General features: G+C 57.2%; 28 protein-coding genes. 23 read left to right on the forward strand and 5 right to left on the reverse strand.

Translation table 11 applies throughout. The features are described from left to right. Window positions 1-50: 50 nt before the first annotated feature. The 14 genes from ACR0BT_RS16490 to ACR0BT_RS16555 all read left to right on the forward strand — a co-directional run bounded on the left by ACR0BT_RS16490 (window position 51) and on the right by ACR0BT_RS16555 (window position 14389). Window positions 51-410: a hypothetical protein gene (locus tag ACR0BT_RS16490; RefSeq protein WP_480763608.1), complete on the forward strand. Its 360-nt coding sequence runs from the start codon at window positions 51-53 to the stop codon at window positions 408-410. A 98-nt stretch (window positions 411-508) separates the two neighbouring features. Then, window positions 509-913, forward strand: a complete 405-nt coding sequence (locus ACR0BT_RS16495; RefSeq protein ID WP_480453912.1) for a DUF5333 domain-containing protein — start codon at window positions 509-511, stop codon at window positions 911-913. A 2-nt stretch (window positions 914-915) separates the two neighbouring features. Then, complete coding sequence (gene nuoG / locus ACR0BT_RS16500; protein WP_480763609.1) at window positions 916-2937, forward strand: NADH-quinone oxidoreductase subunit NuoG; 2022 nt, start codon at window positions 916-918, stop codon at window positions 2935-2937. Window positions 2938-3141: 204 nt separating this feature from the next. Then, the gene (gene nuoH / locus ACR0BT_RS16505) at window positions 3142-4179 is read left to right on the forward strand and encodes an NADH-quinone oxidoreductase subunit NuoH (protein ID WP_039534288.1); all 1038 of its coding nucleotides are present in this window, start codon (window positions 3142-3144) and stop codon (window positions 4177-4179) included. 1 nt (window position 4180) lies between these two features. Further along, window positions 4181-4675, forward strand: a complete 495-nt coding sequence (nuoI, locus tag ACR0BT_RS16510) for an NADH-quinone oxidoreductase subunit NuoI (RefSeq protein WP_170397042.1) — start codon at window positions 4181-4183, stop codon at window positions 4673-4675. Further along, window positions 4672-5082 carry a carboxymuconolactone decarboxylase family protein gene (locus tag ACR0BT_RS16515; RefSeq protein WP_010442761.1) on the forward strand — a complete coding sequence of 137 codons (411 nt, stop codon included), beginning with the start codon at window positions 4672-4674 and terminating at the stop codon, window positions 5080-5082. The genes nuoI and ACR0BT_RS16515 overlap by 4 nt, the downstream gene beginning before the upstream one ends. Continuing rightward, window positions 5079-5681 (forward strand): NADH-quinone oxidoreductase subunit J, encoded by a 603-nt coding sequence (locus ACR0BT_RS16520; RefSeq protein ID WP_170397038.1) that lies wholly within the window; start codon window positions 5079-5081, stop codon window positions 5679-5681. The genes ACR0BT_RS16515 and ACR0BT_RS16520 overlap by 4 nt, the downstream gene beginning before the upstream one ends. Window positions 5682-5685: 4 nt before the next feature. After that, window positions 5686-5991 carry an NADH-quinone oxidoreductase subunit NuoK gene (gene nuoK, locus ACR0BT_RS16525; protein ID WP_005984024.1) on the forward strand — a complete coding sequence of 102 codons (306 nt, stop codon included), beginning with the start codon at window positions 5686-5688 and terminating at the stop codon, window positions 5989-5991. A 6-nt stretch (window positions 5992-5997) separates the two neighbouring features. Next, window positions 5998-8127 carry an NADH-quinone oxidoreductase subunit L gene (gene nuoL / locus ACR0BT_RS16530; protein ID WP_480763610.1) on the forward strand — a complete coding sequence of 710 codons (2130 nt, stop codon included), beginning with the start codon at window positions 5998-6000 and terminating at the stop codon, window positions 8125-8127. Then, entirely contained in the window at window positions 8127-9671 is a 1545-nt protein-coding gene (locus ACR0BT_RS16535) for an NADH-quinone oxidoreductase subunit M (protein WP_170424095.1), read from the forward strand. The genes nuoL and ACR0BT_RS16535 overlap by 1 nt, the downstream gene beginning before the upstream one ends. Window positions 9672-9686: 15 nt before the next feature. Then, window positions 9687-11129: an NADH-quinone oxidoreductase subunit NuoN gene (gene nuoN, locus ACR0BT_RS16540; RefSeq protein WP_170397032.1), complete on the forward strand. Its 1443-nt coding sequence runs from the start codon at window positions 9687-9689 to the stop codon at window positions 11127-11129. Between the two features lie 54 nt (window positions 11130-11183). Beyond that, on the forward strand, window positions 11184-11933 hold the full coding sequence (locus ACR0BT_RS16545; protein WP_170397030.1) for a biotin--[acetyl-CoA-carboxylase] ligase: 750 nt from the start codon (window positions 11184-11186) through the stop codon (window positions 11931-11933). A 12-nt stretch (window positions 11934-11945) separates the two neighbouring features. Further along, window positions 11946-12725: a type III pantothenate kinase gene (locus ACR0BT_RS16550; protein ID WP_170397028.1), complete on the forward strand. Its 780-nt coding sequence runs from the start codon at window positions 11946-11948 to the stop codon at window positions 12723-12725. Further along, window positions 12722-14389: a ribonuclease J gene (locus ACR0BT_RS16555; protein ID WP_480763611.1), complete on the forward strand. Its 1668-nt coding sequence runs from the start codon at window positions 12722-12724 to the stop codon at window positions 14387-14389. The genes ACR0BT_RS16550 and ACR0BT_RS16555 overlap by 4 nt, the downstream gene beginning before the upstream one ends. Here the strand turns inward: ACR0BT_RS16555 and ACR0BT_RS16560 are convergent. Both ACR0BT_RS16560 and ACR0BT_RS16565 read right to left on the reverse strand, forming a co-directional pair. Further along, a complete protein-coding gene (locus ACR0BT_RS16560) occupies window positions 14386-15087 on the reverse strand; it encodes an NUDIX hydrolase (RefSeq protein ID WP_480763612.1) in 702 nt (233 codons plus the stop codon). The two genes, ACR0BT_RS16555 and ACR0BT_RS16560, sit on opposite strands and share 4 nt — an antisense overlap. Then, on the reverse strand, window positions 15084-15482 hold the full coding sequence (locus ACR0BT_RS16565; protein WP_170397024.1) for a DUF983 domain-containing protein: 399 nt from the start codon (window positions 15480-15482) through the stop codon (window positions 15084-15086). The genes ACR0BT_RS16560 and ACR0BT_RS16565 overlap by 4 nt, the downstream gene beginning before the upstream one ends. A 221-nt stretch (window positions 15483-15703) precedes the next feature. Here ACR0BT_RS16565 and ACR0BT_RS16570 point away from each other — a divergent pair, with 221 nt between their 5' ends. The 4 genes from ACR0BT_RS16570 to ACR0BT_RS16585 are packed head-to-tail and all read left to right on the forward strand — an operon-like array spanning window position 15704 to window position 17587. Then, window positions 15704-16159, forward strand: coding sequence for an EF-hand domain-containing protein (locus tag ACR0BT_RS16570; RefSeq protein WP_170403961.1), 456 nt, complete (start codon window positions 15704-15706; stop codon window positions 16157-16159). Window positions 16160-16165: 6 nt separating this feature from the next. Next, a complete protein-coding gene (locus ACR0BT_RS16575) occupies window positions 16166-16780 on the forward strand; it encodes an RNA polymerase sigma factor (protein ID WP_480602165.1) in 615 nt (204 codons plus the stop codon). Next, on the forward strand, window positions 16773-17117 hold the full coding sequence (locus ACR0BT_RS16580; protein WP_170511601.1) for a hypothetical protein: 345 nt from the start codon (window positions 16773-16775) through the stop codon (window positions 17115-17117). The genes ACR0BT_RS16575 and ACR0BT_RS16580 overlap by 8 nt, the downstream gene beginning before the upstream one ends. Further along, window positions 17114-17587, forward strand: coding sequence for a periplasmic heavy metal sensor (locus tag ACR0BT_RS16585; protein WP_170397015.1), 474 nt, complete (start codon window positions 17114-17116; stop codon window positions 17585-17587). The genes ACR0BT_RS16580 and ACR0BT_RS16585 overlap by 4 nt, the downstream gene beginning before the upstream one ends. Before the next feature lie 4 nt (window positions 17588-17591). Here ACR0BT_RS16585 and ACR0BT_RS16590 read toward each other — a convergent pair whose 3' ends face one another. Then, window positions 17592-18998 carry a diguanylate cyclase gene (locus ACR0BT_RS16590; protein WP_480763613.1) on the reverse strand — a complete coding sequence of 469 codons (1407 nt, stop codon included), beginning with the start codon at window positions 18996-18998 and terminating at the stop codon, window positions 17592-17594. 83 nt (window positions 18999-19081) lie between these two features. Between ACR0BT_RS16590 and ACR0BT_RS16595 the strand changes: the two genes are divergently transcribed. The 5 genes from ACR0BT_RS16595 (at window position 19082) to ACR0BT_RS16615 (ending at window position 23460) form a co-directional block, all read left to right on the forward strand. Continuing rightward, window positions 19082-19366 (forward strand): DUF3572 domain-containing protein, encoded by a 285-nt coding sequence (locus tag ACR0BT_RS16595; protein ID WP_170397013.1) that lies wholly within the window; start codon window positions 19082-19084, stop codon window positions 19364-19366. A gap of 19 nt (window positions 19367-19385) precedes the next feature. Beyond that, complete coding sequence (locus tag ACR0BT_RS16600; protein ID WP_170424087.1) at window positions 19386-20081, forward strand: HAD family hydrolase; 696 nt, start codon at window positions 19386-19388, stop codon at window positions 20079-20081. A 113-nt stretch (window positions 20082-20194) separates the two neighbouring features. Then, the gene (locus ACR0BT_RS16605) at window positions 20195-21754 is read left to right on the forward strand and encodes a trimethylamine methyltransferase family protein (protein WP_480763614.1); all 1560 of its coding nucleotides are present in this window, start codon (window positions 20195-20197) and stop codon (window positions 21752-21754) included. 123 nt (window positions 21755-21877) lie between these two features. Beyond that, entirely contained in the window at window positions 21878-22465 is a 588-nt protein-coding gene (locus ACR0BT_RS16610) for a heme NO-binding domain-containing protein (RefSeq protein WP_170424083.1), read from the forward strand. Beyond that, window positions 22462-23460, forward strand: a complete 999-nt coding sequence (locus ACR0BT_RS16615) for a diguanylate cyclase domain-containing protein (RefSeq protein ID WP_480763615.1) — start codon at window positions 22462-22464, stop codon at window positions 23458-23460. The genes ACR0BT_RS16610 and ACR0BT_RS16615 overlap by 4 nt, the downstream gene beginning before the upstream one ends. A 24-nt stretch (window positions 23461-23484) precedes the next feature. Here the strand turns inward: ACR0BT_RS16615 and ACR0BT_RS16620 are convergent, their stop codons facing one another. Both ACR0BT_RS16620 and ACR0BT_RS16625 read right to left on the reverse strand, forming a co-directional pair. Beyond that, window positions 23485-24171: a CbiX/SirB N-terminal domain-containing protein gene (locus tag ACR0BT_RS16620; RefSeq protein ID WP_170397003.1), complete on the reverse strand. Its 687-nt coding sequence runs from the start codon at window positions 24169-24171 to the stop codon at window positions 23485-23487. Between the two features lie 72 nt (window positions 24172-24243). Next, on the reverse strand, window positions 24244-25176 hold the full coding sequence (locus ACR0BT_RS16625) for an AEC family transporter (RefSeq protein WP_170424079.1): 933 nt from the start codon (window positions 25174-25176) through the stop codon (window positions 24244-24246). Window positions 25177-25217: the final 41 nt, after the last annotated feature.

A 25217-nucleotide genomic window follows, 5' to 3' on the forward strand; every position in this document is an offset into this window, starting at 1 on the left:
CCTGCGCATCAGCGGATGCCACAAGCGCCAGCCACGAAACAGGAGTGGTCATGATGGCGAAACGCGTATTCGTAACGACAATGGTATTGGTGGGAAGCTTACTTGTATCTGCCTGCGGTACAGCGAAATCGAGGGCGACCCGCGTGGCGTTTGATGGCATTTTCTTCAACGCCAACGCTAAACACGTGGATAAGAAGACGACACCTACCGATTTCACTGTGACTGTGAATGGCGTTTCGCAGTCATTGGAAGGCGCACGCGAAGCGGGCCGCTATGAGGCGACAAAATTCTGCATTCAGAATTTTGGATCGTCCAGAATTGTATGGAAGGTTGGGCCGGAGACCGAGCCGCAAAATCTACGGATCGAAAACGATAAGCTGACGTATGCCGGAAGCTGTCAGCGACCATGAGCCACCGTATCGCATATCACGGCAAAACCCATGGGCTGTTATTGCATAGCAGCCCGGCTGACCGCCGTCTTGGGAATCCCAAGACGAAAGGAAATGTCATGACTGTTGTACGACTTCTGGCCGCGATTTGCGCGATTTTGATGCCTGTAATGGCCGAAGCCAAACCACCCTTGAGGGATGTCAAAGAGATCGACAACGAACTCTACTACATCGCGATCGCAAATGAGATTTCGGAGTACTGTCCGTCGATCAGCGGGCGTCGACTTAAGGCGATTGGGGTGATGTGGGATCTGCGGTCCAAGGCGAACAAACTGGGATATTCGGACAAGGAAATCCGCGCCTATGTGGACTCGGATGCCGAGAAAGACAGGATGCGTGCCAAGGGTGAGGCATATCTGACCCAAAACGGCGTGTCTTATGAAAATCCCAATTCTTTCTGCACGTTGGGGCGGAAAGAGATTGAAAGAAACAGCGCCATCGGCGTGTATTTGAGGGCGAACTAGCGATGTCTGACCTCCGCAAAGTCAATATCGACGGGCAGGAAATCGAAGTCGATGGCGCGATGACACTGATCCAGGCCTGCGAGCAGGCCGGGGTCGAAGTGCCGCGCTTTTGCTATCACGAGCGTCTGTCGATTGCCGGGAACTGCCGGATGTGTCTGGTCGAGGTCGTGGGCGGCCCGCCGAAACCAGCGGCCTCCTGCGCGATGCAGGTGCGCGATCTGCGTCCGGGTCCGGAAGGGCAGGCACCGGTGGTCAAGACGAACTCGCCCATGGTCAAGAAGGCCCGCGAAGGGGTGATGGAGTTTCTGCTGATCAACCACCCGCTGGATTGCCCGATCTGCGATCAGGGCGGTGAGTGTGACCTGCAGGATCAGGCCATGGCCTATGGTCTGTCAGGGACGCGCTTCAAAGAAGCCAAGCGTGCCGTGGATGATCTGGACCTTGGTCCGCTGGTTGGCACCGCGATGACTCGCTGCATCAGTTGTACTCGTTGCGTGCGCTTCACCACAGAGGTCGCCGGGATCACCCAGATGGGTCAGACCGGACGCGGCGAAGATGCCGAGATCACCTCGTACCTGAACCAGACGCTGGATTCGAACCTGCAGGGCAACATCATCGATCTGTGCCCGGTAGGGGCGTTGACCTCGAAGCCATATGCATTCACCGCTCGCCCTTGGGAACTGACCAAAACCGAGAGTATCGACGTGATGGACGCTTTGGGCTCAAGCATCCGTGTAGATACCAAAGGGCGTGAAGTGATGCGCTTTCTGCCGCGCAACCATGACGGTGTGAACGAGGAATGGATCAGCGACAAGACCCGCTTTGTCTGGGACGGCTTACGGCGTCAGCGCCTGGACAAGCCTTATGTGCGCGAAAACGGCAAGCTGCGTCCTACCACATGGCCAGAAGCACTGAACAAAGCTGCTGAGGTTCTTAAGGGGGCCGAGAATCCGGCTGGGATCGTAGGTGATCTGGCTCCGGTTGAGGCCATCTATGCACTGAAACAGATGATCGAAGGGCAAGGCGGTATCGTTGAGTGCCGCACCGACGGCGCCAAACTGCCTGCGGGTAACCGAGCAGCCTATGCCGGGACCGCGGCAATCGAAGATATTGATGCGGCTGAACGTATCCTGTTGATCGGGACCAACCCGCGTGACGAGGCTCCGGTTTTGAATGCTCGTATCCGCAAGGCCTGGGCACACGGCGCCGAGGTGGCCCTGGTCGGGCCTGCCGTCGATCTGACCTATGAGTATCACCATGTAGGCAGCGACCGTGCCGCGCTGCAGACCATCGTTGATATGGGTGGTGATGATGAGATCAAGAGCAAGCGCTCTCTTGTCATCGTCGGGCAGGGCGCGCTGCAGGAGGCCGATGGCTCTGCCATTCTGGCCGCCGCGCAAGCCATTGCAAGCAATACCGAAAGTGGGCTGATCGTTCTGCACACCGCAGCATCGCGCGTGGGTGCGATGGATGTGGATGCGACCAACGAAGGTGGCATGGAGGCGGTAAACGCGGCCGATGTGATCTATAACCTCGGTGCCGATGAGGTCGAGATCGGCGAGGGTGCTTTTGTGATCTATCAGGGTAGTCACGGCGATCGTGGCGCGCACCGCGCAGATGTGATCCTGCCGGGGGCGGCTTACACAGAAGAAAACGGTCTGTTCGTGAACACCGAAGGGCGTCCTCAACTCGCCATGCGCGCAGGCTTTGCACCGGGAGAGGCCAAGGAAAACTGGGCAATCCTAAGGGCGTTGTCTGCTGAGCTGGGGGCTACTCTGCCCTACGATACATTGGCTCAATTGCGCACCTCCTTGCTCGAATCTGTTCCGCATCTGGCGCGCATTGATGAGGTGATTGAGAATGAAGCAGCGGCGCTACAAGCCGGAAAATTGGGTGAAGCCAGCTTCCGCAATGCAATCAAGGATTTCTACCTGACCAACCCGATTGCCCGCGCCTCGCAATTGATGGCCGAACTATCGGCACAGGCGCAGACCCGCAAGACTGAGAAGATTGCGGCTGAATGAACCAGAAACGTTTCATATCGCAGACGTACGCGGTGCCCGGGTGGCAGATAGCCGCGCCGGATTTGCGTGTGAAATTGAAGATTAAGGGTGGCGTACAGACGGCAGATGCTGTTTACACCAACGCGCCGACCCAGCCGCAGATTGCGCAGGCATCTGGCCTTTGCATCGCACGCGGAAACCAAAATACCCACGGTGTGAGGACCAATGGCTGACTTCTTTAACACCCCAGGCGGAATAGCCATCATCATTCTGGCGCAAGTGCTTGCTGTTGTTGCGTTCGTGATGATCTCGCTGTTGTTCCTCGTTTACGGCGACCGCAAGATCTGGGCCGCCGTCCAGATGCGTCGCGGCCCCAACGTTGTCGGCGTATACGGCCTGCTGCAATCGGTGGCGGACGCACTGAAATATGTGGTGAAAGAGGTCGTCATTCCCGCAGGTGCCGACCGTACAGTGTTTATCCTCGCACCATTGACCAGTTTTGTCCTCGCGATGATCGCCTGGGCGGTGATCCCGTTCAATGATGGCTGGGTCCTGTCGGACATCAACGTCGCCATCCTCTATGTCTTCGCAGTCTCATCGCTTGAGGTTTATGGCGTGATTATGGGTGGTTGGGCGTCGAACTCAAAGTATCCATTCCTTGGGTCGCTGCGCTCTGCCGCGCAGATGATTTCATACGAGGTATCCATCGGTCTGATCATCATCGGCATCATCATCTCGACCGGTTCGATGAACTTCGGTGATATCGTGCGCGCACAGGATGGCTCGTTCGGGTTCTTCAGCTGGTACTGGCTGCCGCATTTCCCGATGGTGTTCCTGTTTTTCATCTCGGCATTGGCTGAAACCAACCGGCCACCCTTCGATCTGCCCGAGGCGGAATCGGAACTGGTTGCAGGCTATCAGGTCGAATACTCGGCCACGCCTTTCCTGCTTTTCATGGCTGGTGAATACATCGCCATCTTCCTGATGTGTGCTCTGACCACACTGCTGTTCTTTGGCGGCTGGCTGTCCCCGATCCCAGGCCTGCCTGACGGCGTATTGTGGATGGTTGCCAAGATGGCGTTCTTCTTCTTCATCTTCGCGATGGTCAAGGCGATCACACCCCGCTACCGCTATGACCAGTTGATGCGCCTGGGTTGGAAAGTGTTCTTGCCGTTCAGCCTCGTCTGGGTCGTCTTCGTGGCCTTCGCGGCGAAATTCGACTGGTTCTGGGGCGCGTTTGCCCGTTGGAGCGTAGGAGGCTGATATGACTCAAATCGACTACACCCGCGCCGCCAAATATTTCCTGCTGCAGGACTTCTGGGTCGGAATGAAATTGGGCTTGAAATACTTCTTCGCCCCAAAAGCCACCGTGAACTACCCGCATGAAAAGGGGCCCTTGTCCCCGCGGTTCCGGGGTGAACATGCCCTGCGCCGTTATCCGAACGGTGAGGAACGCTGCATCGCCTGCAAACTGTGCGAAGCGATCTGTCCTGCACAAGCCATCACCATCGACGCCGAGCCGCGCGAAGACGGAAGCCGCCGCACGACGCGCTATGACATTGACATGACCAAATGCATCTATTGCGGTTTCTGCCAGGAGGCATGTCCGGTTGATGCCATCGTCGAGGGCCCGAATTTCGAATTCGCCACCGAAACCCGGGAAGAGTTGTTCTACGACAAGCAGAAACTGCTGGATAATGGCGAACGCTGGGAAGCCGAAATCGCTCGCAATCTGGAAATGGACGCGCCGTACAGATGAGTGACAGTCCGACAAATCCGTTCGAGCTGATGATGAAGCAAGCTCAGGACATGGCCAAGGCGATGAACCCGGCGATGGAAAATTTCTCGCCCAAAGGGTTTGAGGCGTTGTGGCCGACCATGCCGAAAGAGGTCATGGAGATGATGTTCGGCAATACCGTCAACAAGGACGGGCTGGACGCCAAAACGCGCCTGCTGCTGACGCTGGCTGGGCTGACCTGTCAGGGCGCTCAGGCGGACTCGGCGGTGCGTCAGACCGTGCGCCACGCGCTTGAGGCTGGCGCCAAGAAACAAGAGATCGTGGAAACGATCGGTCAGATGTCGGTCTTTGCCGGCATCCCGGCCATGACCCGCGCGCTGGATCTGGCGCAAGAGGTCATGGGCGACAACGAGGATGAGGATCAATGACCGTCTTTGCCTTCTATCTGTTTGCCATCAGCGCCATCACCGGCGGGCTGTTCACGGTGATCAGCCGCCAGCCGGTGCATTCGGTGCTGTGGCTGATCCTATCCTTCCTGTCGTCGGCGGGCCTGTTCGTGCTGCTGGGGGCCGAGTTCGTGGCGATGCTGCTGATTATCGTTTATGTTGGCGCGGTCGCGGTTCTGTTCCTCTTCGTGGTGATGATGCTGGATGTGGACTTTGCCGAGCTGAAGGCCGAGATGGCGCGCTACATGCCGCTGGCGCTGTTGATCGGATTGGTGATCCTGATGCAGTTCGTCATGGCCATCGGAGCATGGGACAGCGCGCAGGGTGCCGCCGCCAATCTGGCGCAGCCGGTACCGAGCGACCGCCACAACACTGAGGCGCTCGGCGTCATTCTATACGATCAATACTTCCTTCTGTTCCAACTGGCGGGCCTGATCCTGCTGGTGGCCATGATCGGTGCCATTGTGCTGACACTGCGCCACCGTCAGGACATCAAGCGTCAGGACATCATCGGCCAGATGATGCGCGACCCGGCCAAAGCGATGGAGTTGAAGGACGTGAAACCGGGGCAGGGACTTTGAGACGATGATCGGACTTGAACACTATCTTACGGTCGCGGCGACGCTATTCGTCATCGGCATCTTCGGTCTCTTTCTGAACCGCAAAAACGTCATCATCCTGCTGATGAGCATCGAGTTGATGCTGCTGGCGGTGAATATCAACCTCGTGGCGTTCTCTAGTTTCCTCGGCGATCTGGTCGGGCAGGTCTTTACGCTGTTCGTGTTGACAGTTGCGGCGGCTGAGGCGGCGATTGGTCTTGCCATTCTGGTCTGCTTCTTCCGCAACCGTGGCACCATCGCGGTTGAAGACGTCAATATGATGAAGGGGTAAGAGAATATGGAAACCACCATCCTCTTTGCCCCGCTCGTGGGTGCGTTGATCTGCGGTTTTGGCTGGCGCTTCATTGGTGAGAAAGCCGCCATGTGGACCGCAACGGGCCTGCTGTTTCTGGCCTGCCTGCTCAGCTGGATCGTCTTCCTCTCATTTGACGGCCACACCCAGCAGATCGAGATCATGCGCTGGATCGAAAGTGGTTCGCTGTCGACAAGCTGGGCCATTCGTCTGGACCGTCTGACGGCGATCATGCTGATCGTGGTGACGACCGTTTCGGCGCTGGTTCACCTGTATTCGTTCGGCTACATGGATCACGACCCGCAATGGCGTGAAGGCGAAAGCTATAAGCCGCGTTTCTTTGCCTATCTGTCGTTCTTCACCTTCGCGATGCTGATGCTGGTGACGGCGGACAATCTGGTTCAGATGTTCTTTGGCTGGGAAGGCGTGGGTGTCGCCTCGTACCTGCTGATCGGGTTTTATTATCGCAAGCCCAGCGCCAATGCAGCGGCGATGAAAGCGTTCATCGTGAACCGAGTGGGCGATTTCGGCTTTGCGCTGGGGATCTTCGCGCTGTTCTTCCTGACCGACAGCATCAATTTCTCAGACATATTCGCGTCGGCCCCAGCATTGGCGGAGGAAAAACTGAGCTTCCTCTGGGGTGAGTGGACTGCGATCGAGGTGATCTGTGTTCTGCTGTTCATTGGCGCGATGGGTAAATCGGCGCAGTTGATACTACACACCTGGCTGCCGGATGCGATGGAAGGTCCGACCCCTGTGTCCGCGCTGATCCACGCTGCGACCATGGTTACCGCAGGTGTGTTCCTGGTCTGCCGTATGTCGCCGCTGATGGAGTTCGCACCGGGGGCCACCGGGTTCATAGCCTTCCTTGGCGCTTCGACTGCGTTTTTCGCAGCAACCGTGGGCTTGGTGCAGACCGATATCAAGCGGGTCATTGCGTATTCGACCTGTTCGCAATTGGGTTACATGTTTGTCGCCGCCGGCGTTGGCATGTACTCAGCCGCGATGTTCCATCTGCTGACGCACGCGTTCTTCAAGGCGCTGCTGTTCCTTGGTGCCGGTTCAGTGATCCATGCGATGCATCATGAGCAGGAGATGACCGAGTACGGCGGTCTGCGGAAGAAAATCCCCTATACGTTCTGGGCGATGATGATCGGCACGCTGGCCATTACCGGTGTGGGCATCCCGCTGACCACGTTTGGCTTCGCCGGGTTCCTGTCGAAGGATGCCATAATCGAAAGCGCCTTTGTAGGTGGCACAGGTTATGCCTTCTGGATGTTGGTAATCGCAGCGGTGTTCACCTCATTCTACAGCTGGCGTCTGATATTCCTGACCTTCTATGGCGAGCCGCGTGGCGACAAGCATACGCACGAGCACGCGCATGAAAGTCCGATGGTCATGCTGGTCCCGCTGGGGGTACTGTCTCTGGGCGCGGTATTCTCGGGGATGCTTTGGTACAATCAGTTCTTCGGCTACACCGATAAAGTGGCCAAGTTCTACGGTATTCCGCTGGCGGAAGAGACCGGCGGTCATGGCGAAGTTGCCGCAGACGCATCTCATGGTGAGGCCAAGGCAGATGACGACCAAGTCAACGCGAAGGCCGATAAAGGCGAGGGTGGCTACAAGGCGGACAAAAAGCATGCCAGCTTTGGCGGTGAGCCAGGCGAAGGCGCGCTGTATATGGCACCTGACAACAATGTCCTGAACGATGCGCATGAGGCTCCGAAATGGGTCAAAGTATCGCCTTTTGTTGCTATGCTGCTGGGTTTTGTCGTCGCCTATTGGTTCTACATCGTGAACACGTCGCTGCCCGCTCGTCTGGCGGCGAACCAGCGGCCGCTGTACCTGTTTCTCAAGAATAAGTGGTACTTTGACGAGATCTACGACGCGATCTTTGTCAAACCTACCATTGCGCTGGGTCGGTTCCTGTGGAAACGCGGTGACGGCAACACGATTGATGGCTTCCTGAACGGGGTTTCGATGGGCGTCGTGCCCTTCTTTACCCGCCTCGCAGGCAAAGCTCAGACGGGTTACATCTTTACTTACGCCTTCTGGATGGTTTTGGGCATCGCCGCTCTTGTCACCTGGATGTCGATCGGCGGAGGCGCAAACTAATGGACAATATCCTATCTATTGTCACCTTCATCCCCGCCATCGCAGCAGGCATTCTGGCCCTGTTTCTGCATGGCGAGGACGTAGCCGCGCAGCGCAACGCCAAATGGGTTGCGCTGGTTGCCACAACCGTGACCTTTCTGGTCTCAATCGGCATCTATACCGGCTTTGATCCGTCCAACACCGGCTTCCAGATGGTGGAAGAGGGCGAGTGGCTGCTGGGCCTGAAGTACAAGATGGGTGTCGATGGGATCAGCGTTCTTTTCGTGCTGCTGACCACCTTCATCATGCCGCTGACCATTCTGGCCAGCTGGCAGGTCACGGACCGGGTCAAGGAATACATGATCGCATTCCTGCTGCTGGAAACGCTGATGCTGGGCGTGTTCATGGCGCTGGATCTGGTGCTGTTCTACCTGTTCTTCGAGGCGGGCCTGATCCCGATGTTCCTGATCATCGGTATCTGGGGCGGCAAAGACCGCATTTATGCCAGCTTCAAGTTCTTCCTATACACCTTCCTCGGCTCGGTGCTGATGCTGGTGGCGATGGTTGCGATGTATGCGGATGCGGGCACCACGGATATCGAGGCGCTGATGAGCCATCAGTTCTCGTCCGAAGGGTTCAGCGTACTGGGCATCTATATCGTCGGCGGCATGCAGACGCTGATGTTCCTGGCCTTCTTCGCGTCGTTCGCGGTGAAGATGCCGATGTGGCCGGTGCATACCTGGCTGCCGGATGCGCACGTTCAGGCGCCGACGGCAGGGTCGGTCGTGCTGGCGGCGATCCTGTTGAAGATGGGCGGCTATGGCTTCCTGCGCTTCAGCCTGCCGATGTTCCCGGTGGGGTCTGCGGTGATGACCGATGTGGTGCTGTGGATGTCGGCGATTGCTGTTGTCTACACCTCTCTGGTCGCGCTGGTGCAGGAGGATATGAAGAAGTTGATCGCCTATTCCTCGGTCGCGCATATGGGCTTTGTGACCATGGGTATCTTTGCAGCGAACCAGCAGGGCATTGATGGCGCGATCTTCCAGATGCTCAGTCATGGGTTCATTTCCGCAGCGCTCTTCCTGTGTGTTGGCGTGATCTATGACCGGATGCACACCCGCGATATCGAGGCGTATGGCGGTTTGGTCATCCGGATGCCGGCTTACGCTCTGGTCTTCATGCTGTTCACCATGGCCAATGTCGGCTTGCCTGGTACATCGGGCTTCATCGGGGAATTCCTGACCCTGATGGGCGCATTCCAGGTCAACACCTGGGTGACGGCTGTGGCTGCAACCGGTGTGATCTTCTCGGCGGGCTATGCGCTATGGCTCTATCGCCGGGTAGTCTTTGGAGATCTGATCAAGGAAAGCCTCAAGGCCATCACAGACATGAGCTCGCGCGAGCGGCTGATCTTCGCGCCGCTGATCGTGATGACCATTCTGCTTGGGATTTATCCCTCGCTGGTGACCGATGTGATCGGGCAATCCACCGCAGCGCTAATCTCGAACTATGACACGGCTCTGGCCGCGGCTGAAGCCGCAACCCAGACAGCCGCTTCGCATTAAGGGGGCTTTGGAGACATGATCCAGGCTGATCTGACAATCATCCTGCCGGAAATTGTTCTGGCAATTTATGCGATGGCGGCGCTGATCGGGGCTGTCTACACCACCAAGGATGCTCTGGCTCCCATGCTGGTCTGGGCCACTTCAGGTCTGATGGCGGTGTTGGCAATCTGGATTGCGATGAATGGCGAAGGTACCAACGTGGCCTTCAACGGCATGTTCGTGGATGACGGCTTTGCTCGATTTGCAAAGGTTGCGATTCTGCTGTCCGCCGCTGCGGTATTGCTGATGAGCCAGGAATATATGGCGCGCCGCGATCTGTTGCGCTTTGAATATCCTCTGCTGGTCGCACTTGCGGCTGTAGGCATGATGATGATGGTTAGCGCAGGCGATCTGATGTCGCTTTATATGGGGCTTGAGCTGCAGTCGCTGTCGCTTTACGTCGTGGCCGCCTTGCGGCGCGACAGTGCCAAATCCACCGAAGCCGGTCTGAAATACTTCGTGCTGGGCGCGTTGAGTTCTGGCTTGCTGCTCTATGGTGCGTCGCTGGTTTACGGCTTCACTGGCACCACGCTGTTCTCGGGTATCATCCAAACGGTGCATCATGGAGATGTCTCGATTGGCCTCCTGTTTGGCCTGGTGTTCATGATCTCGGGTCTGGCCTTCAAGGTCTCGGCCGTGCCGTTCCACATGTGGACGCCGGATGTGTATGAAGGGTCACCGACCCCGATTACTGCGTTCTTCGCTACCGCTCCGAAAGTGGCTGCGATGGCCTTGTTCGCGCGCCTGATGCATGACGCATTCGGAGGCGTGATCAAGGATTGGCAGCAAGTGATCGTGCTGCTTTCGGTCCTGTCGATGCTGCTGGGCGCGGTTGCGGCCATCGGGCAGCGGGACATCAAGCGGCTGATGGCGTTTTCGTCGATTGCCCATATGGGATATGCTCTGATCGGACTGGCCGCCGGGACCGAGATGGGCATCAAGGCAATGCTGATGTATCTGGCCATCTATGTGACGATGAACATCGGAACCTTCGCATTCATCCTGATGATGGAGCGTGATGGCAAACCGGTCACTGATATTGATGCGCTACGTCAGTTCTCGAAGCGCGATCCGGGCAAAGCTCTGGCGGTCCTGATCCTGATGTTCAGTCTGGCGGGCGTGCCACCGATGCTGGGCTTCTTCGCCAAGTTCGGCGTCTGGCAAGCGGGTATCGATGCCGACCTGTTCGGGCTGGTGATCGTCTCGGCCATCGCCTCGGTCATCGGTGCGTTCTACTATCTGCGGATCGTGTTCTACATGTATTTCGGGGCGGAGAATGAAGACCCGATCGAGATCCGCTCGACCCCGGTTTTGTGGGCAGCGCTGATGGGCTCTGCGGCTCTGATGTTGATTGGCGTATTTTATCAGTTCGGTGTGGAAGGGGCAGCTGCAGCTGCTGCGGCGACGCTTGTCAACTGATACTGCCGCGTTTCGATCAACCGAGGCTCGGTCGCGCGACCGGGCCTTTTTGACATGAGCGAATGGCCGCAGGGATATGGCCTGCATATACTGAAAGAAGTCGACAGTACTCTGAATGAGGCGGTGCGGCTTGCGCCAACAGCGACCGGTCCGGTCTGGATCATGGCACATCATCAGACCGCCGCGCGTGGTCGGCGCGGGCGAGCCTGGGCCAACCCCAAAGGTAATCTGGCAGCGACTTTGCTGATGCGCCCGCCGGGTGATCCGGAACAGGCGGCCCTTCGAAGTTTTGTCGCAGCGCTCGCCCTGTATGATGCCTGTGTGGCGGTAACGGGGCGCGCAGTAGGTTTGGCACTGAAATGGCCCAATGACGTGCTGCTCAACGGCGGAAAACTAGCGGGTATCCTGCTAGAAAGCACGGGGCAGGGCCGGGGGGTGTCACATCTGGCGATAGGGATTGGGGTGAACCTGTCCGAGGCACCGGGCACTGATCGCGTCGAAGCCGGAGCGGTGCGACCTGTTTCTCTGCTCTCGGAAACCGGCGCGCTCACCACCCCCGAGGATTTTCTGACCGAACTGGCGGTAGCTTATGCGCATTATGAGACCCAGTTCATGACCTACGGGTTCGAACCGATCCGCACCGCCTGGCTATCCCGAGCAGCGCGGTTGGGCGAAGTCATAACCGCTCGTACAGCCACGTCTGAAACGGTTGGAACCTTCGAAACGGTAGACGTGGGTGGCAGCCTTGTCCTAAACACCGCCAAGGGCCGGGTCAGCATTCCGGCTGCGGATGTGTACTTCTGAAAGGGGCGCGGGATGCTTCTGGCGATTGATTGCGGCAATACCAACACCGTTTTCTCGATCTGGGATGGCGAAAAGTTTCTGTGCACCCTGCGCACCTCAACTCATCATGCCCGCACAGCGGATGCTTATTTCACCTGGTATTCAACCTTGGTGAAACACTACGGTATCGAAGCTGATATCTCGGATGTGATCATCGCCTCAACCGTGCCACGCGTGGTGTTCAACCTGCGGGTCTTTGCTGATCGCTTTTTTGGATGCCGGCCGATTGTCGTTGGCAAGCCAGATTGCCTGCTGCCGGTCAATCCGCGCGTGGACGAAGGCACCGTGCCCGGTCCGGACCGGTTGGCCAACGCGGCGGCGGCGTTCGACCGCCATGGCGGCAATGTGGTTGTGGTTGACTTTGGGACCGCCACGAATTTCGACGTGGTCGCAGCCGACGGCGCCTACGTCGGTGGTATCATCGCCCCTGGCGTGAACCTGAGCCTTGAGGCACTGCATCAAGGTGCCGCGGCGTTGCCGCATATCGACATCACGAGACCCGAAAAAGTGATTGGAACAAACACGGTTGGCTGTATCCAGTCCGGCGTGTATTGGGGATATTCCGGCCTGATCGAAGGGCTGATCTCGCGCGTGAAAGCTGAATACGGAATGGCGATGAAAGTCGTCGGTACCGGGGGCCTGGCGCCTCTGTTTGATCAGGCTGACGTGGGTTTTGACGCTATCGAGGATGATCTGACGATGCACGGGTTGACCGTGATACATCGCTATAACAAGGAAAATGGCTCAACATGAGCAGTGAACGACTGATCTATCTGCCGCTGGGCGGTGCAGGTGAAATCGGCATGAATGCCTATGTCTATGGTTACGGTAAGCCGGGGCAAGAGCGGTTGATCCTTGTGGATCTTGGCGTTGCCTTCCCGGACATGGACACCTCGCCCGGCGTGGATCTGATCTTTGCAGACGTCACCTGGCTGAAAGAGCGCGCCGATCAGCTGGAAGCAGTTTTTGTCACTCACGCGCACGAAGATCATGTCGGGGCGGTGGCCCACTGTTATGAGGCTTTGGGCGCGCCGGTCTACGCGCGCGCTTTTACCGCCAATATCGCGCGTCGCAAGATGGAAGAACGCGGCCACCCGACCGAGGCAGTGCAAACTGCGTCTCCATGGCCCGAACAGATCAAGGCTGGCCCGTTTACCGTTGGTTTCCTGCCGGTTTCGCATTCCATCCCTGAAAGTGCAGGGCTCGTTATCGACTCGCCTGCCGGACGCGTGGTGCATACGGGGGATTTCAAGCTCGATTCCAACCCGGTCGTGGGCGAACCATTCGATCCCGATCTGTGGGCCGAGGTGGCAAAGCCCGGCGTCAAAGCGTTGGTCTGTGACAGTACCAATGTGTTCTCAAGCCATCCCGGGCGTTCGGAATCCGAAGTCGGCCCCGAGATCACCCGTCTGGTTCAAGAGGCCAGCGGCATGGTCATCGCAACCACGTTTGCCTCGAACGTGGCACGCGTGAAAACGCTGGCAGAGGCGGGACAGAAAGCCGGCCGTTCGGTCGTACTGCTGGGTCGTGCGATGCGGCGTATGATCGAGGCGGCGACCGAGACCGGCATCCTGACCGATTTTCCAAAGGTTATCAGCGCCGAAGAGGCCGTCGACGTGCCACGCGCGAACCTGATGTTGATTGTGACTGGCAGCCAAGGCGAACGCCGCGCAGCCAGCGCCCAACTGGCGCGCGGTAAGTATCGCGGACTAGAAGCGAAAGAGGGCGATCTGTTTCTGTTCTCGTCCAAGACTATTCCCGGCAATGAACGTGGCGTGATCCGCATCATGAACCAGCTCAGTGAGAAGGGCGTGGATGTGGTCGATGACAGCTCTGGTCTGTATCACGTCTCGGGTCACGCCAACCGGCCTGATCTTGAGAAGGTTCACGCTCTGATCGATCCGCAGATGGTCATCCCGATGCATGGCGAACACCGCCACTTGCGTGAGCATGCCAAACTGGCCGAAACGGGCGGACGTACTGGGATTCTCGCTGTTAACGGCACTATGCTGGATCTGACTGGGAATGCGCCCAAAGTGGCGGATTATATCGAGACTGGCCGGACCTATCTGGATGGTACAGTCAAAATCGGCGCCTTGGACGGCGTGGTGCGCGACCGGATTCGCATGGCGCTGAACGGCCATATCACCATCACGGTGATATTGGACGAAGAAGACGAACCGCTGGGTGAGCCGTGGTGCGATACGATGGGCCTGCCCGAAATGGGATCATCCCGCGCGGGGCTGATCGAGGTGCTGGAAGAGGACCTGAACCAGTTCCTGATGCGTGCGGGCGCAAAGACGCTGCGTGATGACGACAAACTGGAAGAAGGGTTGCGCCGGATCGCACGACAGACAGCGCAGGCCGAGATCGGCAAGAAACCCGAGGTAACAGTGGTTGTTAGCCGAATGCGTTAATCTGCATAAGGCATCGGATAGCCCCGAAGCTGCAGGAAAAGGCTGGCCTCTTCGTTGTTGAGAAAGAAGGGAACGGTTTCAGGCGGGTTCTGGTCCTCTGCACGGGCGGCGACTTCGGCCAGAACAACTTCGGTGATGAAGGGCAGGTCGTACTCCCGCGCTTGGCTGATCTTGACCCATTGCAAATGCGATAGCTCGTCCGAGGCATGGGTGAAGTCGTCAAGATCCCCCTGAATCGCGTCCGCATCGACCAGAAAGAACCTGGCGTCGAACCGGCGGGGTCGTCCCGGTGGTGTGACTGCGCGAAAGACAAATTGCAGTGCTTCTGCAGACGGCAGGTAGCCCATCGCCGCAAAGCTTTGCCAATCGGCTGGGATCGCGCCTTGCCAATCCCCTTGTTGCCCCAGAACAAGCCCGGTTTCTTCCCACAACTCTCGGATCGCCGCGACAGCTAGAGAGGTCTGCAAGTTTGGCGCTGATTGTTGTGACAGGCGATCGGTGCATAGATCGGGCAATGGCGTGCTGAGCGAGATGCCCGCATCGGAAGCATCAACCGCGCCGCCCGGGAACACGAATTTGTTCGGCATGAACGCAGCCTTGGCACCGCGTTGGCCCATCAGGATCGACGGGTCTGTGAACCGATCACGCAATACGATTACGGTAGCAGCATCCCGGATTGCGGTTTTATCCGCCGTCATCCGGCCTTGCCAAACCCGTGCATCCGCCGTGCCCATTGATAGGCGACCACGGCCCCTTTGAGACGGGGCAGAAGGAACAGGGACAGCGCGACGCATCCGATCGAGAATGCAATCGCCATGGTCCATGGATCGGGACGCCACTGCACGTAAGAGACATGAAGGGCGGGTGCCAGAAGGTGCCCCACCAGCAGGATCGTCAGGTAGGCCGGGCCGTCATCAGCGCGATGATGGAACAATTCCTGCCCGCATTCCGAACAGGTGTCATTCACCTTGAGATAGCTGTGCAACAGCGCACCCTCACCGCAATTCGGGCATTTGCACCGGAACCCTCGGATCAATGCGGGTTTTGTTGGGCGGTCTTCTTCGAGCGAACTGTCAATAGTTTGGTCAATCATATGTATCTCGCGCATCTTTCCTGGAGGCATATAGGCAGGATCAGACCCAACGGAAAAGGGGGGTGCGTCGCTTTGTGGCGCTGCTGCTTAGCGTATCATTTTCTATTGGCGTTTCAAATAAAGCAAAAAAAGTTGTGCCGGAAGCGACGGAAACCCGCCCAAGCCGCGTTTGAATAAGTATCAACAGCGGCAAATGGCCGCCAAATTCAGGGAACTATGTAATGAAAACCAAAAGCTTCATTTCGGCAATCGTGGTAGCTGCAGTTACTGTGACCGGCACTTCCGCTTTGGCCAAGGGCCCGCGTGCGACATTTCAGGAACTGGATGCCGACGGGGACGGGCAGGTGACTCAGGCCGAGATCGAGACACATCGCAACCAGAAATTCACCGCTGCCGATACGGATGGCGACGGCCAACTGAGCGTCGAAGAAATGCAGGCCGCGGCGCAGACCAAGGCCAACGAGCGTGTTACCAAGATGTTCGAAAAGCACGACGCAAATGCGGATGGTTTCCTTAGCGAAGATGAATTGCCGAAACCGCGCCGCGCCTCCAAGATGTTCGAGCGCATCGATGCCGACGGCAACGGTTCGATCTCAGAACAGGAATACGCGGATGCAAAAGACAAAATGGGCCGGAAACACAAGCGGCATCAGAAGTCGGACACCGACAACAACTGATGCGGGATGGAGGATCTGACCTCTTATCCCGACATCGAGCATGGCGGAACACCTGCCATGCCCGAGCCCAGCGACGAAGAGTTGCTGGGCCGGTTTTCTGATGGCGATGCTACGGCGGCCCGCCTGCTGACCGGGCGGTTGGGGCCGCGAAGTTATTCCGTGGCTTTGCGAATGCTGGGAAACCCAGCAGAAGCAGAGGACGTGACGCAAGAAGCGATGATGCGCCTTTGGAAGATGGCACCTGACTGGGTGCCGGGGCAGGCGCAGTTATCGACCTGGCTCTATCGCGTAACACTGAATCTATGTGTGGACTTGCGCCGGAAAAAGCGGCCTCAAGCGTTGGACAATGTGGCCGAACCCGAAGATGAGACTGCCAGTGTGGTCGACCAGATGCAGGAGAGTGCCCGCAAGGACGCGTTGCAGGCTGCGTTGGAGCATTTGCCGGACCGGCAGCGGCAGGCTGTGGTTCTGCGGCACATCGAAGAATTGTCCAATCCCGAAATCGCGGGGATCATGGATATTTCGGTCGAGGCGGTTGAAAGCCTGACCGCGCGTGGCAAACGAACTCTGACCGCGATACTGGCGGGGCGTCGGGATGAACTGGGGTACGAACATGGCTGATCAAGATAACGAACTCGACCATCTGTTTGCACGGGCGCGTGCGGCGCGAGATACGTTTCCTGACGATCTTGCGGTTCGGATCGAAACTGATGCCGAAGCCATACGTCTGGCCCGGACTGCAAGACCGCAGCGGCGGACATGGCGGCAAAAGATAGGCATTATCGGGGGGTGGCAAGGGTTGAGCGGTCTTGTGGCGGCAAGCGCAGCTGGCGTCTGGATCGGGTTCTCCGCTCCGGCCTTCTTGCCGGACCCTGTTGATTATTTCATCTCACAAGAGACGACCTATCTGATGGCCGATCTGAATTTAGACGAAAACTATCTGGAGGACGCAGAATGAGCGATCATCCCGCACCCAAACGCAAATGGATGCCGATATTGCTGGTTGTCTCTCTTGCTTTGAATCTGCTGATTGTCGGAGTCATTTTGGGTGCGGCATTGCGCTTTAAAGGAAGCGCTCATGCCGATGCGCCTCCGGGATTTGGCCCGGCGCTGTATTATGCGCTGCCAAAGTCGGATCGAAAGGCTCTGAGAGGTGAGTTGTCGGACCTGCGCGGAAAAGGATCACATCGGCGCAAGCAGGATTTTACTGCTCTTAGTCAAGTGCTTAGGGCCGTGCCTTTCGATCCCGCAGCGGTTGCGAGTCTTTTGGCACAGCAGTCGAAAGCAACTGCTGATCTGCAGACTGCGCTTCATCAGCAATGGCTGGCCCAGATCTCGGCCATGAATGATGACCAACGTGCCGCTTACGCTGACCGGCTGGAGGACGTGGTTAAACGCGGCCCGCGCAAACACAAAAAACGGGACTGACTAGTCACGCTGCGCTTTGCCGAATCTGTACCTGGTTGCGGCCCGCTTTTTTGGCGGCATAAAGTGCTTTGTCCGCCGAGCTGATCAATCGACCAACCGGGTCTGTTTCGCCTGGATGAGAGAGTTCGGGCGTGGTACATAATTTCACCCCCACGCTGATCGTTACGGGTACTGGGGCCGGACGATCCGGCAGCTGAAAAGGTTTTTCGCAAATTGTTTCACAAATCTGTTTCGCTTGCTTCAGCGCTTGGTCGGTTGAGGTATTCGGTAGCCCGATCATGAACTCTTCGCCGCCGATACGCGCGACAAAACCGGTTTTTCCTATCACGACTCGCAGCCTTTTCGCGGTTTCGGTCAGAACCAAATCCCCCGCGGCGTGACCGTAACGGTCATTGATTGCCTTGAAGTGGTCCAGATCGGCCAGCATCACAGCGAATCCGTGTTCCGTTTCTGGGGCCTGAAGCGCGATCTGGTCCAGCGCGCGCATCGCATAGCGGCGATTGAACAGTCCGGTCAGCGGATCGATCAGGGATTCGGCCAAATCCCTGCGCAATGTCGCTCGCAATCTGTCGTCTCGGGTCTTGCGGGCGATCAGAGTTTCAAGCCGCAAGCATATCTCATCTGTCTGAAACCCGCCCATGCAGACCGCATCAGCGCCTCGGTCCAGCGCCTCGGCCGCAAGTGCGGGATTATCATCCGGCAACACACCGATCAGCACCGTATTTCGTGTCGCACCGCGCGACCGAAGATCTGCCAGTAGGTTCCGCCCCGAGCTATTCGGTGCAAGCTCAACAACAATCGCGTCCGGGATCGTTCCGGACAGGATGCCTTTGAGATCAGGCAGAGTATGGCCGGTCACACGATGCCGGGTTTGATGGGTCAGAGCATTACTCCACAACGCACTGGTTCGAACTGTTTGCGTCAGGATCGCGATCTCTGCCGTCGATGGCGGGGCGATCAGCACCTGTGGCGCCTCGCCAAAGCCAATGGTTTGGGCCGAACCTTCGATGTTTAATTCCTGCCGTTCGGCGCGCGTACGTAACAAGCTGCGCACGCGGGCCAATAGAAGTGTATCCTTGAACGGATAGCCAAGCACATCGTCCAGCCCGTCCGACAGTGCCTTCAAACGCGCTGCTTTGTCGTTTTGCGGTGCAATCGCAACAATCGGCACATCGATCAGAGCAGGATCTGCCGCCATCACTTTCTTAACATCCGCAGCGCTTCCGTCGGGCAGAGTTTGCGCTGTAAGAACCAGATCAGGCCGTGTCCGCCGCAGCAATGCACCAAGCCCGGCCAGTTTCTCACCCTGCACGACATGGTACCAGGCGGCCGTCAACTGAACCTTGAGCATTATGCGATTGGTCGAAACACCGTCGAGGACGAGTATGGTGCCTTGTACAGACATAGCCATTCACCGTTTGATTGCATGCGTTGCTAAAGTGTTTATGAGTCTGGTTAACAAACCCTTTCCAACACAGTGTCCGAGGCCAGTTTATGCCGATCTCCGCCAATTCCGCTGAAACTCTGGCCCTGAATGTGCTGGGCTGGCTGGTGGGAAATGATGAGTTGCTGCCCGTTTTCCTGGGGGCGACAGGTGCCTCGGAACAAGATTTGCGCGACCGTGCGGGTGAGGCTGAATTTCTTGGGTCTGTGTTGGACTTTCTGCTGCTTGACGATTCATGGGTGATCGCTTTTTGTGACGCCAATTCCGTGCCCTACGAAGAGCCGGGTCAAGCCCGTGCCGCGTTGTCCGGAATTTCGGATATGCACTGGACCTAACCCAAAGGAAATTTGTTTCATGGCAATCGACGCCCTCGTGTTCGACAAGGACGGTACTCTTTTTGATTTTGCAGCCACTTGGGGTGCGTTCGGGCGTATCGCGATGCTGCAGCTCTCTGATGGAGATGTGCAGCGCGCGACCGAGTTGGGGAAGGCCATCGGATTTGATTTTGAACAAGAGAGCTACGACCCGAATAGCGTAGTCATCGCCGGAACGGTCGATGAAGTTGCTGCAGCCCTTACACCGCATTTGCCTGAGGTATCTCTGGGGCACCTGATCGAAACACTCAACCGGGCGTCAGCGAACGCAGAGCAGATCCAAGCCGTTCCCTTGGCACCATTCCTTGCCGAGCTGCGTCGCGCCGGGCTGAAACTGGGCGTTGCGACGAACGATGCTGAAATGCCGGCCCTGCAGCACCTGCAGTCCGTTGGTGTGCGAGACCATTTTGATTTTGTAGCCGGATATGACAGCGGACATGGTTACAAGCCAGGTCCGGGGCAGCTATTGGCCTTTGCTCAGCATGTCGAGGTCGCGCCATCTCGTGTTGCGATGGTTGGTGACAGTCTTCACGATCTAGAGGCGGGACGCGCCGCAGGGATGGTCACCATCGGGGTTCTGACCGGCATGGCGACGGCCAAAACACTCGAACCGCTGGCGGATGTCGTCTTGCCCAACATCGGGCACATTCCCGGCTGGTTGTCGAAAACCGAATAACCTCGGTTCCAAATCGCCGGGTTGGATAATAAAACCGACAACTCTTGTCGCAGACAGAACGGCGATGCTGAGTCTTCGGGGCTTTCATGGGAGTGAAAGCGCGGAGGATGGTGATGGCTGAGAGCAAGACACGCAAACGTCGCGGTGGTGGACGCGCGGGCGCAGCCGCGAGGCGCGGCGCGGCGGTGATCGAGCAGATGCCCTGGAACCCGCCCACAAACATCGACAAGCCAATCGAGCCGTTGGGACCCGAGGGAATCGAAGCGGTTCACGAAGGTGCCATGCGGATTCTCGAAGAGATCGGCATCGAGTTCTACAATCAAGAAGCCATCGGGATCCTGCGCAAGGCGGGCTGTACAATTTCCGGCGACAACGTCCGTATGGACCGGGATTTCGTGATGGAAATGGTGAGCAAGGCGCCCAACAAATTTACCATCACGCCGCGCAACCCGGAGCATCAGATCGAGATTGGTGGCAAGACCATTCTGTTCGGCAATGTTTCATCCCCACCAAATTATTGGGACATGGAAATCGGAAAAAAAGTGCCCGGCACCCGGCGGATGTGTCAGGACCTGCTGAAGCTGACGCAATACTTCAACTGTATCCACTTTGCAGGTGGATATCCGGTTGAGCCGGTCGATATCCACGCCAGCATACGGCACCTTGATGTGCTTTATGACAAGCTGACCCTGACTGATAAGGCAATGCATGCCTATTCGCTGGGGAAAGAGCGCGTCGAAGACGTGATGGAGATGGTGCGTATCGCGGGTGGCCTGAGCCACGAGGAATTCGAGGCCACGCCCCGGATGTACACTAACATCAACTCGACCTCACCGTTGAAACACGACCATCCAATGATCGATGGCTGCCTGCGGCTTGCGCGGCGTGGGCAGGCAATTGTCGTGACGCCTTTCACTCTGGCCGGGGCGATGGCCCCCGTGACGATGGCTGGCGCAGTGGCACAATCGCTTGCCGAAGCGCTGTGCGCGATTGCGTTGTTTCAGTACGTTCGCCCGGGTATTCCATGCGTGATCGGGACCTTTACTTCGAATGTCGATATGAAATCCGGTGCGCCTGCATTCGGGACACCGGAATACATGCGCTCGACCCAGATGACTGGGCAGATGGCACGGTATTATGGCTTGCCTATGCGGTCCTCGGGCGTTTGCGCGGCAAATGTGCCCGATGGGCAGTCGGTTTGGGAAACCTCGAATTCCCTTTGGGCGGCGGTGCAGTCAGGCACCAACATGGTATATCATGCGGCAGGCTGGCTTGAAGGAGGCCTTATCGCAAGCCCCGAGAAATTCATCATGGATTGCGAAATCCTGCAGCAGATTCAGCGGTATATGCAGCCGGAACTGACAGCAACGGGCCCGGATGACATCGCCCTTGAAGCGATCCGGTCTGTTGGAAACGACGGGCATTTCTTTGGCATCCAACATACGCAAGATCGTTATACCACCGCATTTTATCAGCCGTTCCTGAGTGACTGGAAAAACTTCGAAGCCTGGGAAGCAGCTGGTGGTATCTGGACTGCGGAACGTGCCCATCGGATGTTCAAGGAGATCGTGCACAATTTCGAAGCCCCGAAGATGGATGAGGCGATCCGCGAGGAGCTGGCCGAGTTTGTTGAGCGCCGCAAGGCCGAAGGCGGTGCGCCGACCGATTTCTGATCGCTGCCCAATCCGCCCTTCAGTTTGGGATTAGATCGGATTCTCATAATCCCGTATCGGATTTTGGGTGTTTGTTAAGCTTTCTGCGATCACTTGAGAGTGTCTTTCAATCTGAGGCGACACATGCACGGGCTGATCAACAGGGCGATCCAATCCTTTGTCTGCGCCACCTACGGGCGTCAATGCTGGTTGCGCGCGACTCATACGGCCGGGCTGGGATTTGACGAGTTCGAGGCGATGTTGATCTATGACACGGAGATATCGACCCGAGTGCTCGACGCTTTGTGCGCTGACTTGAACCGCCCAAAATCCGAATTTCTTGAGGATTTGGGCACTTATCTGGTCTCACACTCGAACATGGAAGATCTACGCAGGTTATTGCGTTTTGGCGGGGTCACCTATTTGGAGTTTCTGCATTCGCTTGATGATCTGTCGGATCGCGTCCGCCTTGCTGTGTCCGATCTGAGATTGCCGGATTTGGAATTGCAGGAACACTCGCCCGGGGAATATCACCTGCATTGCACTCCTGATTTGCCGGGGTATTCCAGCGTCATGACCGGTGTACTGCGAGCCATGGCGGATGACTATGGGGCGTTGGTGATCCTGTCCAATGAAGGGTGCCAAAACGGGGCTGAGTTGATTTCAATCACATTGATCGAAAGCGCGTTTGCCGAAGGGCGTCACTTTGATCTTGGGGCACGTAAATCATGATCAAGACCGCAGATCTTGGACAGTTGCTGGACACCTTATGTCCGATGTTCGTCCTTGTAGATGACATGGGGCGGATCGGGCAGGTTGGACCAACTCTGCAGAAGCTACGCCCGGATCGGCCTATGGTCGGCCAAAGCTTTCTGGATGTCTTTGAACTGGTGCGCCCTCGCTCAATCACGACAGTAGCTGCGCTGATGATGGTGCCGGACCGAAAGCTACACCTTAGGTTTCAAGACCGGCCGCAGACTGCGTTCAAAGGTCTGATCGCGCCGTTTCCTGGCGGAAGCGGGGCGGTCATCAACCTGTCGTTTGGAATTTCGATACTGGATGCGGTACGCGACTATTCTCTGACCAGCACCGATTTCCCGGGCACTGATCTGGCCATAGAATTGTTGTATCTGGTCGAGGCAAATTCTGCCGCGATGGAAGCGTCACGCTCGCTGAACTTGCGTCTGCAAGGTGCGATGCTGGCGGCAGAAGAACAAGCCTACACGGATACGTTGACCGGGCTGAAAAATCGACGTGCGATGGATCATATTCTAGGGCATTTGATTTCGGCGAAATCGAGTTTTGCAATGATGCATCTGGATCTGGATTTCTTCAAATCAGTCAATGATCGATTGGGGCATGCTGCAGGGGACTATGTTCTGCAGCAAGCTGCAAAGATCATGCTGGACGTCACACGCAGCGACGACACAGTTGCCCGAGTCGGGGGTGATGAGTTTGTCTTGATTTTTAAGGGCATGAACGATCGTACAAAGCTTGATGGTATTGCAGGGCGCCTGATTTCACGCCTGTGCAAGCCGATGCAGTTCGATGGGGCAACCTGCCGAATATCGGCAAGTATTGGTACAGCACTCTCGACACAATTCGAAGTGCCCAAGGCCGAAGATATTCTTCATGCCGCCGATCTGGCTTTATACGCAGCGAAACGAAGCGGGCGATCCTGCCACCGTTTCTATTGCGAGCTATCGGATGCGCAGCATTCCGGTTGACGCAGGTGGCCCCCCTTTGCTTCGCTACAGTGTATCCAACATCGCCGCGATGTGTCGCTTGACCTGAGGAAGCTCTGAAATCACGGGCATTACGTGTCCGTGAAAGCTGGCGCGGGCAAGTTCCTCGGGTACATCTTCCAAAACATGGCCTCCGGTGCAGGCAAAAAACGGCAGGCACAGCGCCTTGCCACCGCACCCGGTGGCGGCGTCCGCAATTGATGGGGTTTGCTCAACGAACCCGGTGCGAATGCTATTGAACGCGGTAAGCCGACCCAGATTCTCGGCGAAACCCTTTGCGACAATGGCCGGATTGGCGCTGCGGCCCGAGCCATGTGCAGCGATCACAAGATCTGTGTCCGCCGCGCTCCAAACCCTGTTCGTCAGTTCCTGATGTATGGCCGCTGTAATCAGGGCAGGCAGTTCGGGATCGATACCCATGGGGTCCAGAATCGTGACAGAACGCTGGCCAATCCGCTTTGGCAGAGCGCTGGTGACAAACCAGCCGCGCGCCATGAATAAGGGGTAGATAACCGTGTCGCTGGTCAATCCATCAAGGCAATTTTCCAACGCCTGCGGGGCTGCCAATGTGGCCGACGATACCGAAACCCGTTGACATAACTCATCTACCTCTCGCGCAAAGGCTGCTAGCGCAGCTTCTGCAGGTGCAGGGTCCGAGGGTTGGCCATGGGCGACGATAACGGCGTGTGTCATGCAGGACTCCGGATAGGTTCTGCGATAGATGTATTGCTGGTGGGCAGAGTCAATGCGGTGTTGGCAATTTCGTCATCCCAGTAGAGTCAGCCACAACCAGACCGTCAATATTGACGCGGTCGTTCCGATCAGAACCGACGACGCGGCCACACGTTTGGCATGTCCGTACATGTTTGCGAAGATGTAGCTATTGATCCCCGGCGCCATCGCTGCGGTAAGAACGCCCGAGCGGAACAGGTCTTGCGGCAACGCCAGAGATGACCCGAAGAACCAAACCAGGCTCGGGTGCAGCATCAATGAGATACAGCAGACGAAAATAATGGTACGCAGATCGCCCTCGGGTCGGTACTTAACCAGCACACCCCCCAGCGCGAACAGGGCACCGGGCAAGGCCGCGCGGGTGATCAGGTTCAAGGCTTCGTCTACAACTCCGGGTATGGCCAGTCCAGTGAGGTTTACGACAAACCCCAACGAGATCCCAAGAATGAGTGCATTCTTGAACATGGCCGACAGCACGGATTTCAACATCAGCACTCCGCCGTTGCCGCGGTTTCGAAGCACCTCCATCACCGTGATGCCGAGGCAATAGCAAAAGGGTGAGTGGAACGCGATGATTGTGAAGTTGCCAACTAGATTTTCGACCCCATAGGCGCGCTCGGTAATAGGCAACCCCAAGAGGACCGAGTTTGAAAACAGACAGCAAAATCCAATAGCAACCGAATCCTCCCACGCTCGTCCGAAGATCAGGCGCGCACCGATCATACCAGCGACAAAACACAGGCCAGCTGCTGAATAGAAACTGACCAAAAGCCGAGGATCGAAGCTGGTGCCGAGATCGAGATTGGCAATGGCGAGAAACAGTAGGCAGGGAATGGCAAAGTTCTGCGTGAAACTCATTAACCCATCGATATGGGTTTCGCGAAAATAGCCGAACCTCGTCGCCGTGTATCCGGCACCGATGACCAGAAACACCGGCAGGATGACATCAATCAGGCTTTGTAACATGGCGGCGCCATACGGGGTATCGCAAGCGCGTGCAGCAGCAT

The sequence above is a fragment of the Ruegeria sp. CJ6 genome, from assembly GCF_056536665.1.

Coding starts and splice junctions, on each gene's coding strand:
- ACR0BT_RS16490 (WP_480763608.1), top strand. CDS start 51: ATGATGGCGAAACGCGTATTCGTAACGACAATGGTATTGGTGGGAAGC.
- ACR0BT_RS16495 (WP_480453912.1), top strand. CDS start 509: ATGACTGTTGTACGACTTCTGGCCGCGATTTGCGCGATTTTGATGCCT.
- nuoG (WP_480763609.1), top strand. CDS start 916: ATGTCTGACCTCCGCAAAGTCAATATCGACGGGCAGGAAATCGAAGTC.
- nuoH (WP_039534288.1), top strand. CDS start 3,142: ATGGCTGACTTCTTTAACACCCCAGGCGGAATAGCCATCATCATTCTG.
- nuoI (WP_170397042.1), top strand. CDS start 4,181: ATGACTCAAATCGACTACACCCGCGCCGCCAAATATTTCCTGCTGCAG.
- ACR0BT_RS16515 (WP_010442761.1), top strand. CDS start 4,672: ATGAGTGACAGTCCGACAAATCCGTTCGAGCTGATGATGAAGCAAGCT.
- ACR0BT_RS16520 (WP_170397038.1), top strand. CDS start 5,079: ATGACCGTCTTTGCCTTCTATCTGTTTGCCATCAGCGCCATCACCGGC.
- nuoK (WP_005984024.1), top strand. CDS start 5,686: ATGATCGGACTTGAACACTATCTTACGGTCGCGGCGACGCTATTCGTC.
- nuoL (WP_480763610.1), top strand. CDS start 5,998: ATGGAAACCACCATCCTCTTTGCCCCGCTCGTGGGTGCGTTGATCTGC.
- ACR0BT_RS16535 (WP_170424095.1), top strand. CDS start 8,127: ATGGACAATATCCTATCTATTGTCACCTTCATCCCCGCCATCGCAGCA.
- nuoN (WP_170397032.1), top strand. CDS start 9,687: ATGATCCAGGCTGATCTGACAATCATCCTGCCGGAAATTGTTCTGGCA.
- ACR0BT_RS16545 (WP_170397030.1), top strand. CDS start 11,184: ATGAGCGAATGGCCGCAGGGATATGGCCTGCATATACTGAAAGAAGTC.
- ACR0BT_RS16550 (WP_170397028.1), top strand. CDS start 11,946: ATGCTTCTGGCGATTGATTGCGGCAATACCAACACCGTTTTCTCGATC.
- ACR0BT_RS16555 (WP_480763611.1), top strand. CDS start 12,722: ATGAGCAGTGAACGACTGATCTATCTGCCGCTGGGCGGTGCAGGTGAA.
- ACR0BT_RS16560 (WP_480763612.1), bottom strand. CDS start 15,087: ATGACGGCGGATAAAACCGCAATCCGGGATGCTGCTACCGTAATCGTA.
- ACR0BT_RS16565 (WP_170397024.1), bottom strand. CDS start 15,482: ATGATTGACCAAACTATTGACAGTTCGCTCGAAGAAGACCGCCCAACA.
- ACR0BT_RS16570 (WP_170403961.1), top strand. CDS start 15,704: ATGAAAACCAAAAGCTTCATTTCGGCAATCGTGGTAGCTGCAGTTACT.
- ACR0BT_RS16575 (WP_480602165.1), top strand. CDS start 16,166: ATGGAGGATCTGACCTCTTATCCCGACATCGAGCATGGCGGAACACCT.
- ACR0BT_RS16580 (WP_170511601.1), top strand. CDS start 16,773: ATGGCTGATCAAGATAACGAACTCGACCATCTGTTTGCACGGGCGCGT.
- ACR0BT_RS16585 (WP_170397015.1), top strand. CDS start 17,114: ATGAGCGATCATCCCGCACCCAAACGCAAATGGATGCCGATATTGCTG.
- ACR0BT_RS16590 (WP_480763613.1), bottom strand. CDS start 18,998: ATGGCTATGTCTGTACAAGGCACCATACTCGTCCTCGACGGTGTTTCG.
- ACR0BT_RS16595 (WP_170397013.1), top strand. CDS start 19,082: ATGCCGATCTCCGCCAATTCCGCTGAAACTCTGGCCCTGAATGTGCTG.
- ACR0BT_RS16600 (WP_170424087.1), top strand. CDS start 19,386: ATGGCAATCGACGCCCTCGTGTTCGACAAGGACGGTACTCTTTTTGAT.
- ACR0BT_RS16605 (WP_480763614.1), top strand. CDS start 20,195: ATGGCTGAGAGCAAGACACGCAAACGTCGCGGTGGTGGACGCGCGGGC.
- ACR0BT_RS16610 (WP_170424083.1), top strand. CDS start 21,878: ATGCACGGGCTGATCAACAGGGCGATCCAATCCTTTGTCTGCGCCACC.
- ACR0BT_RS16615 (WP_480763615.1), top strand. CDS start 22,462: ATGATCAAGACCGCAGATCTTGGACAGTTGCTGGACACCTTATGTCCG.
- ACR0BT_RS16620 (WP_170397003.1), bottom strand. CDS start 24,171: ATGACACACGCCGTTATCGTCGCCCATGGCCAACCCTCGGACCCTGCA.
- ACR0BT_RS16625 (WP_170424079.1), bottom strand. CDS start 25,176: ATGTTACAAAGCCTGATTGATGTCATCCTGCCGGTGTTTCTGGTCATC.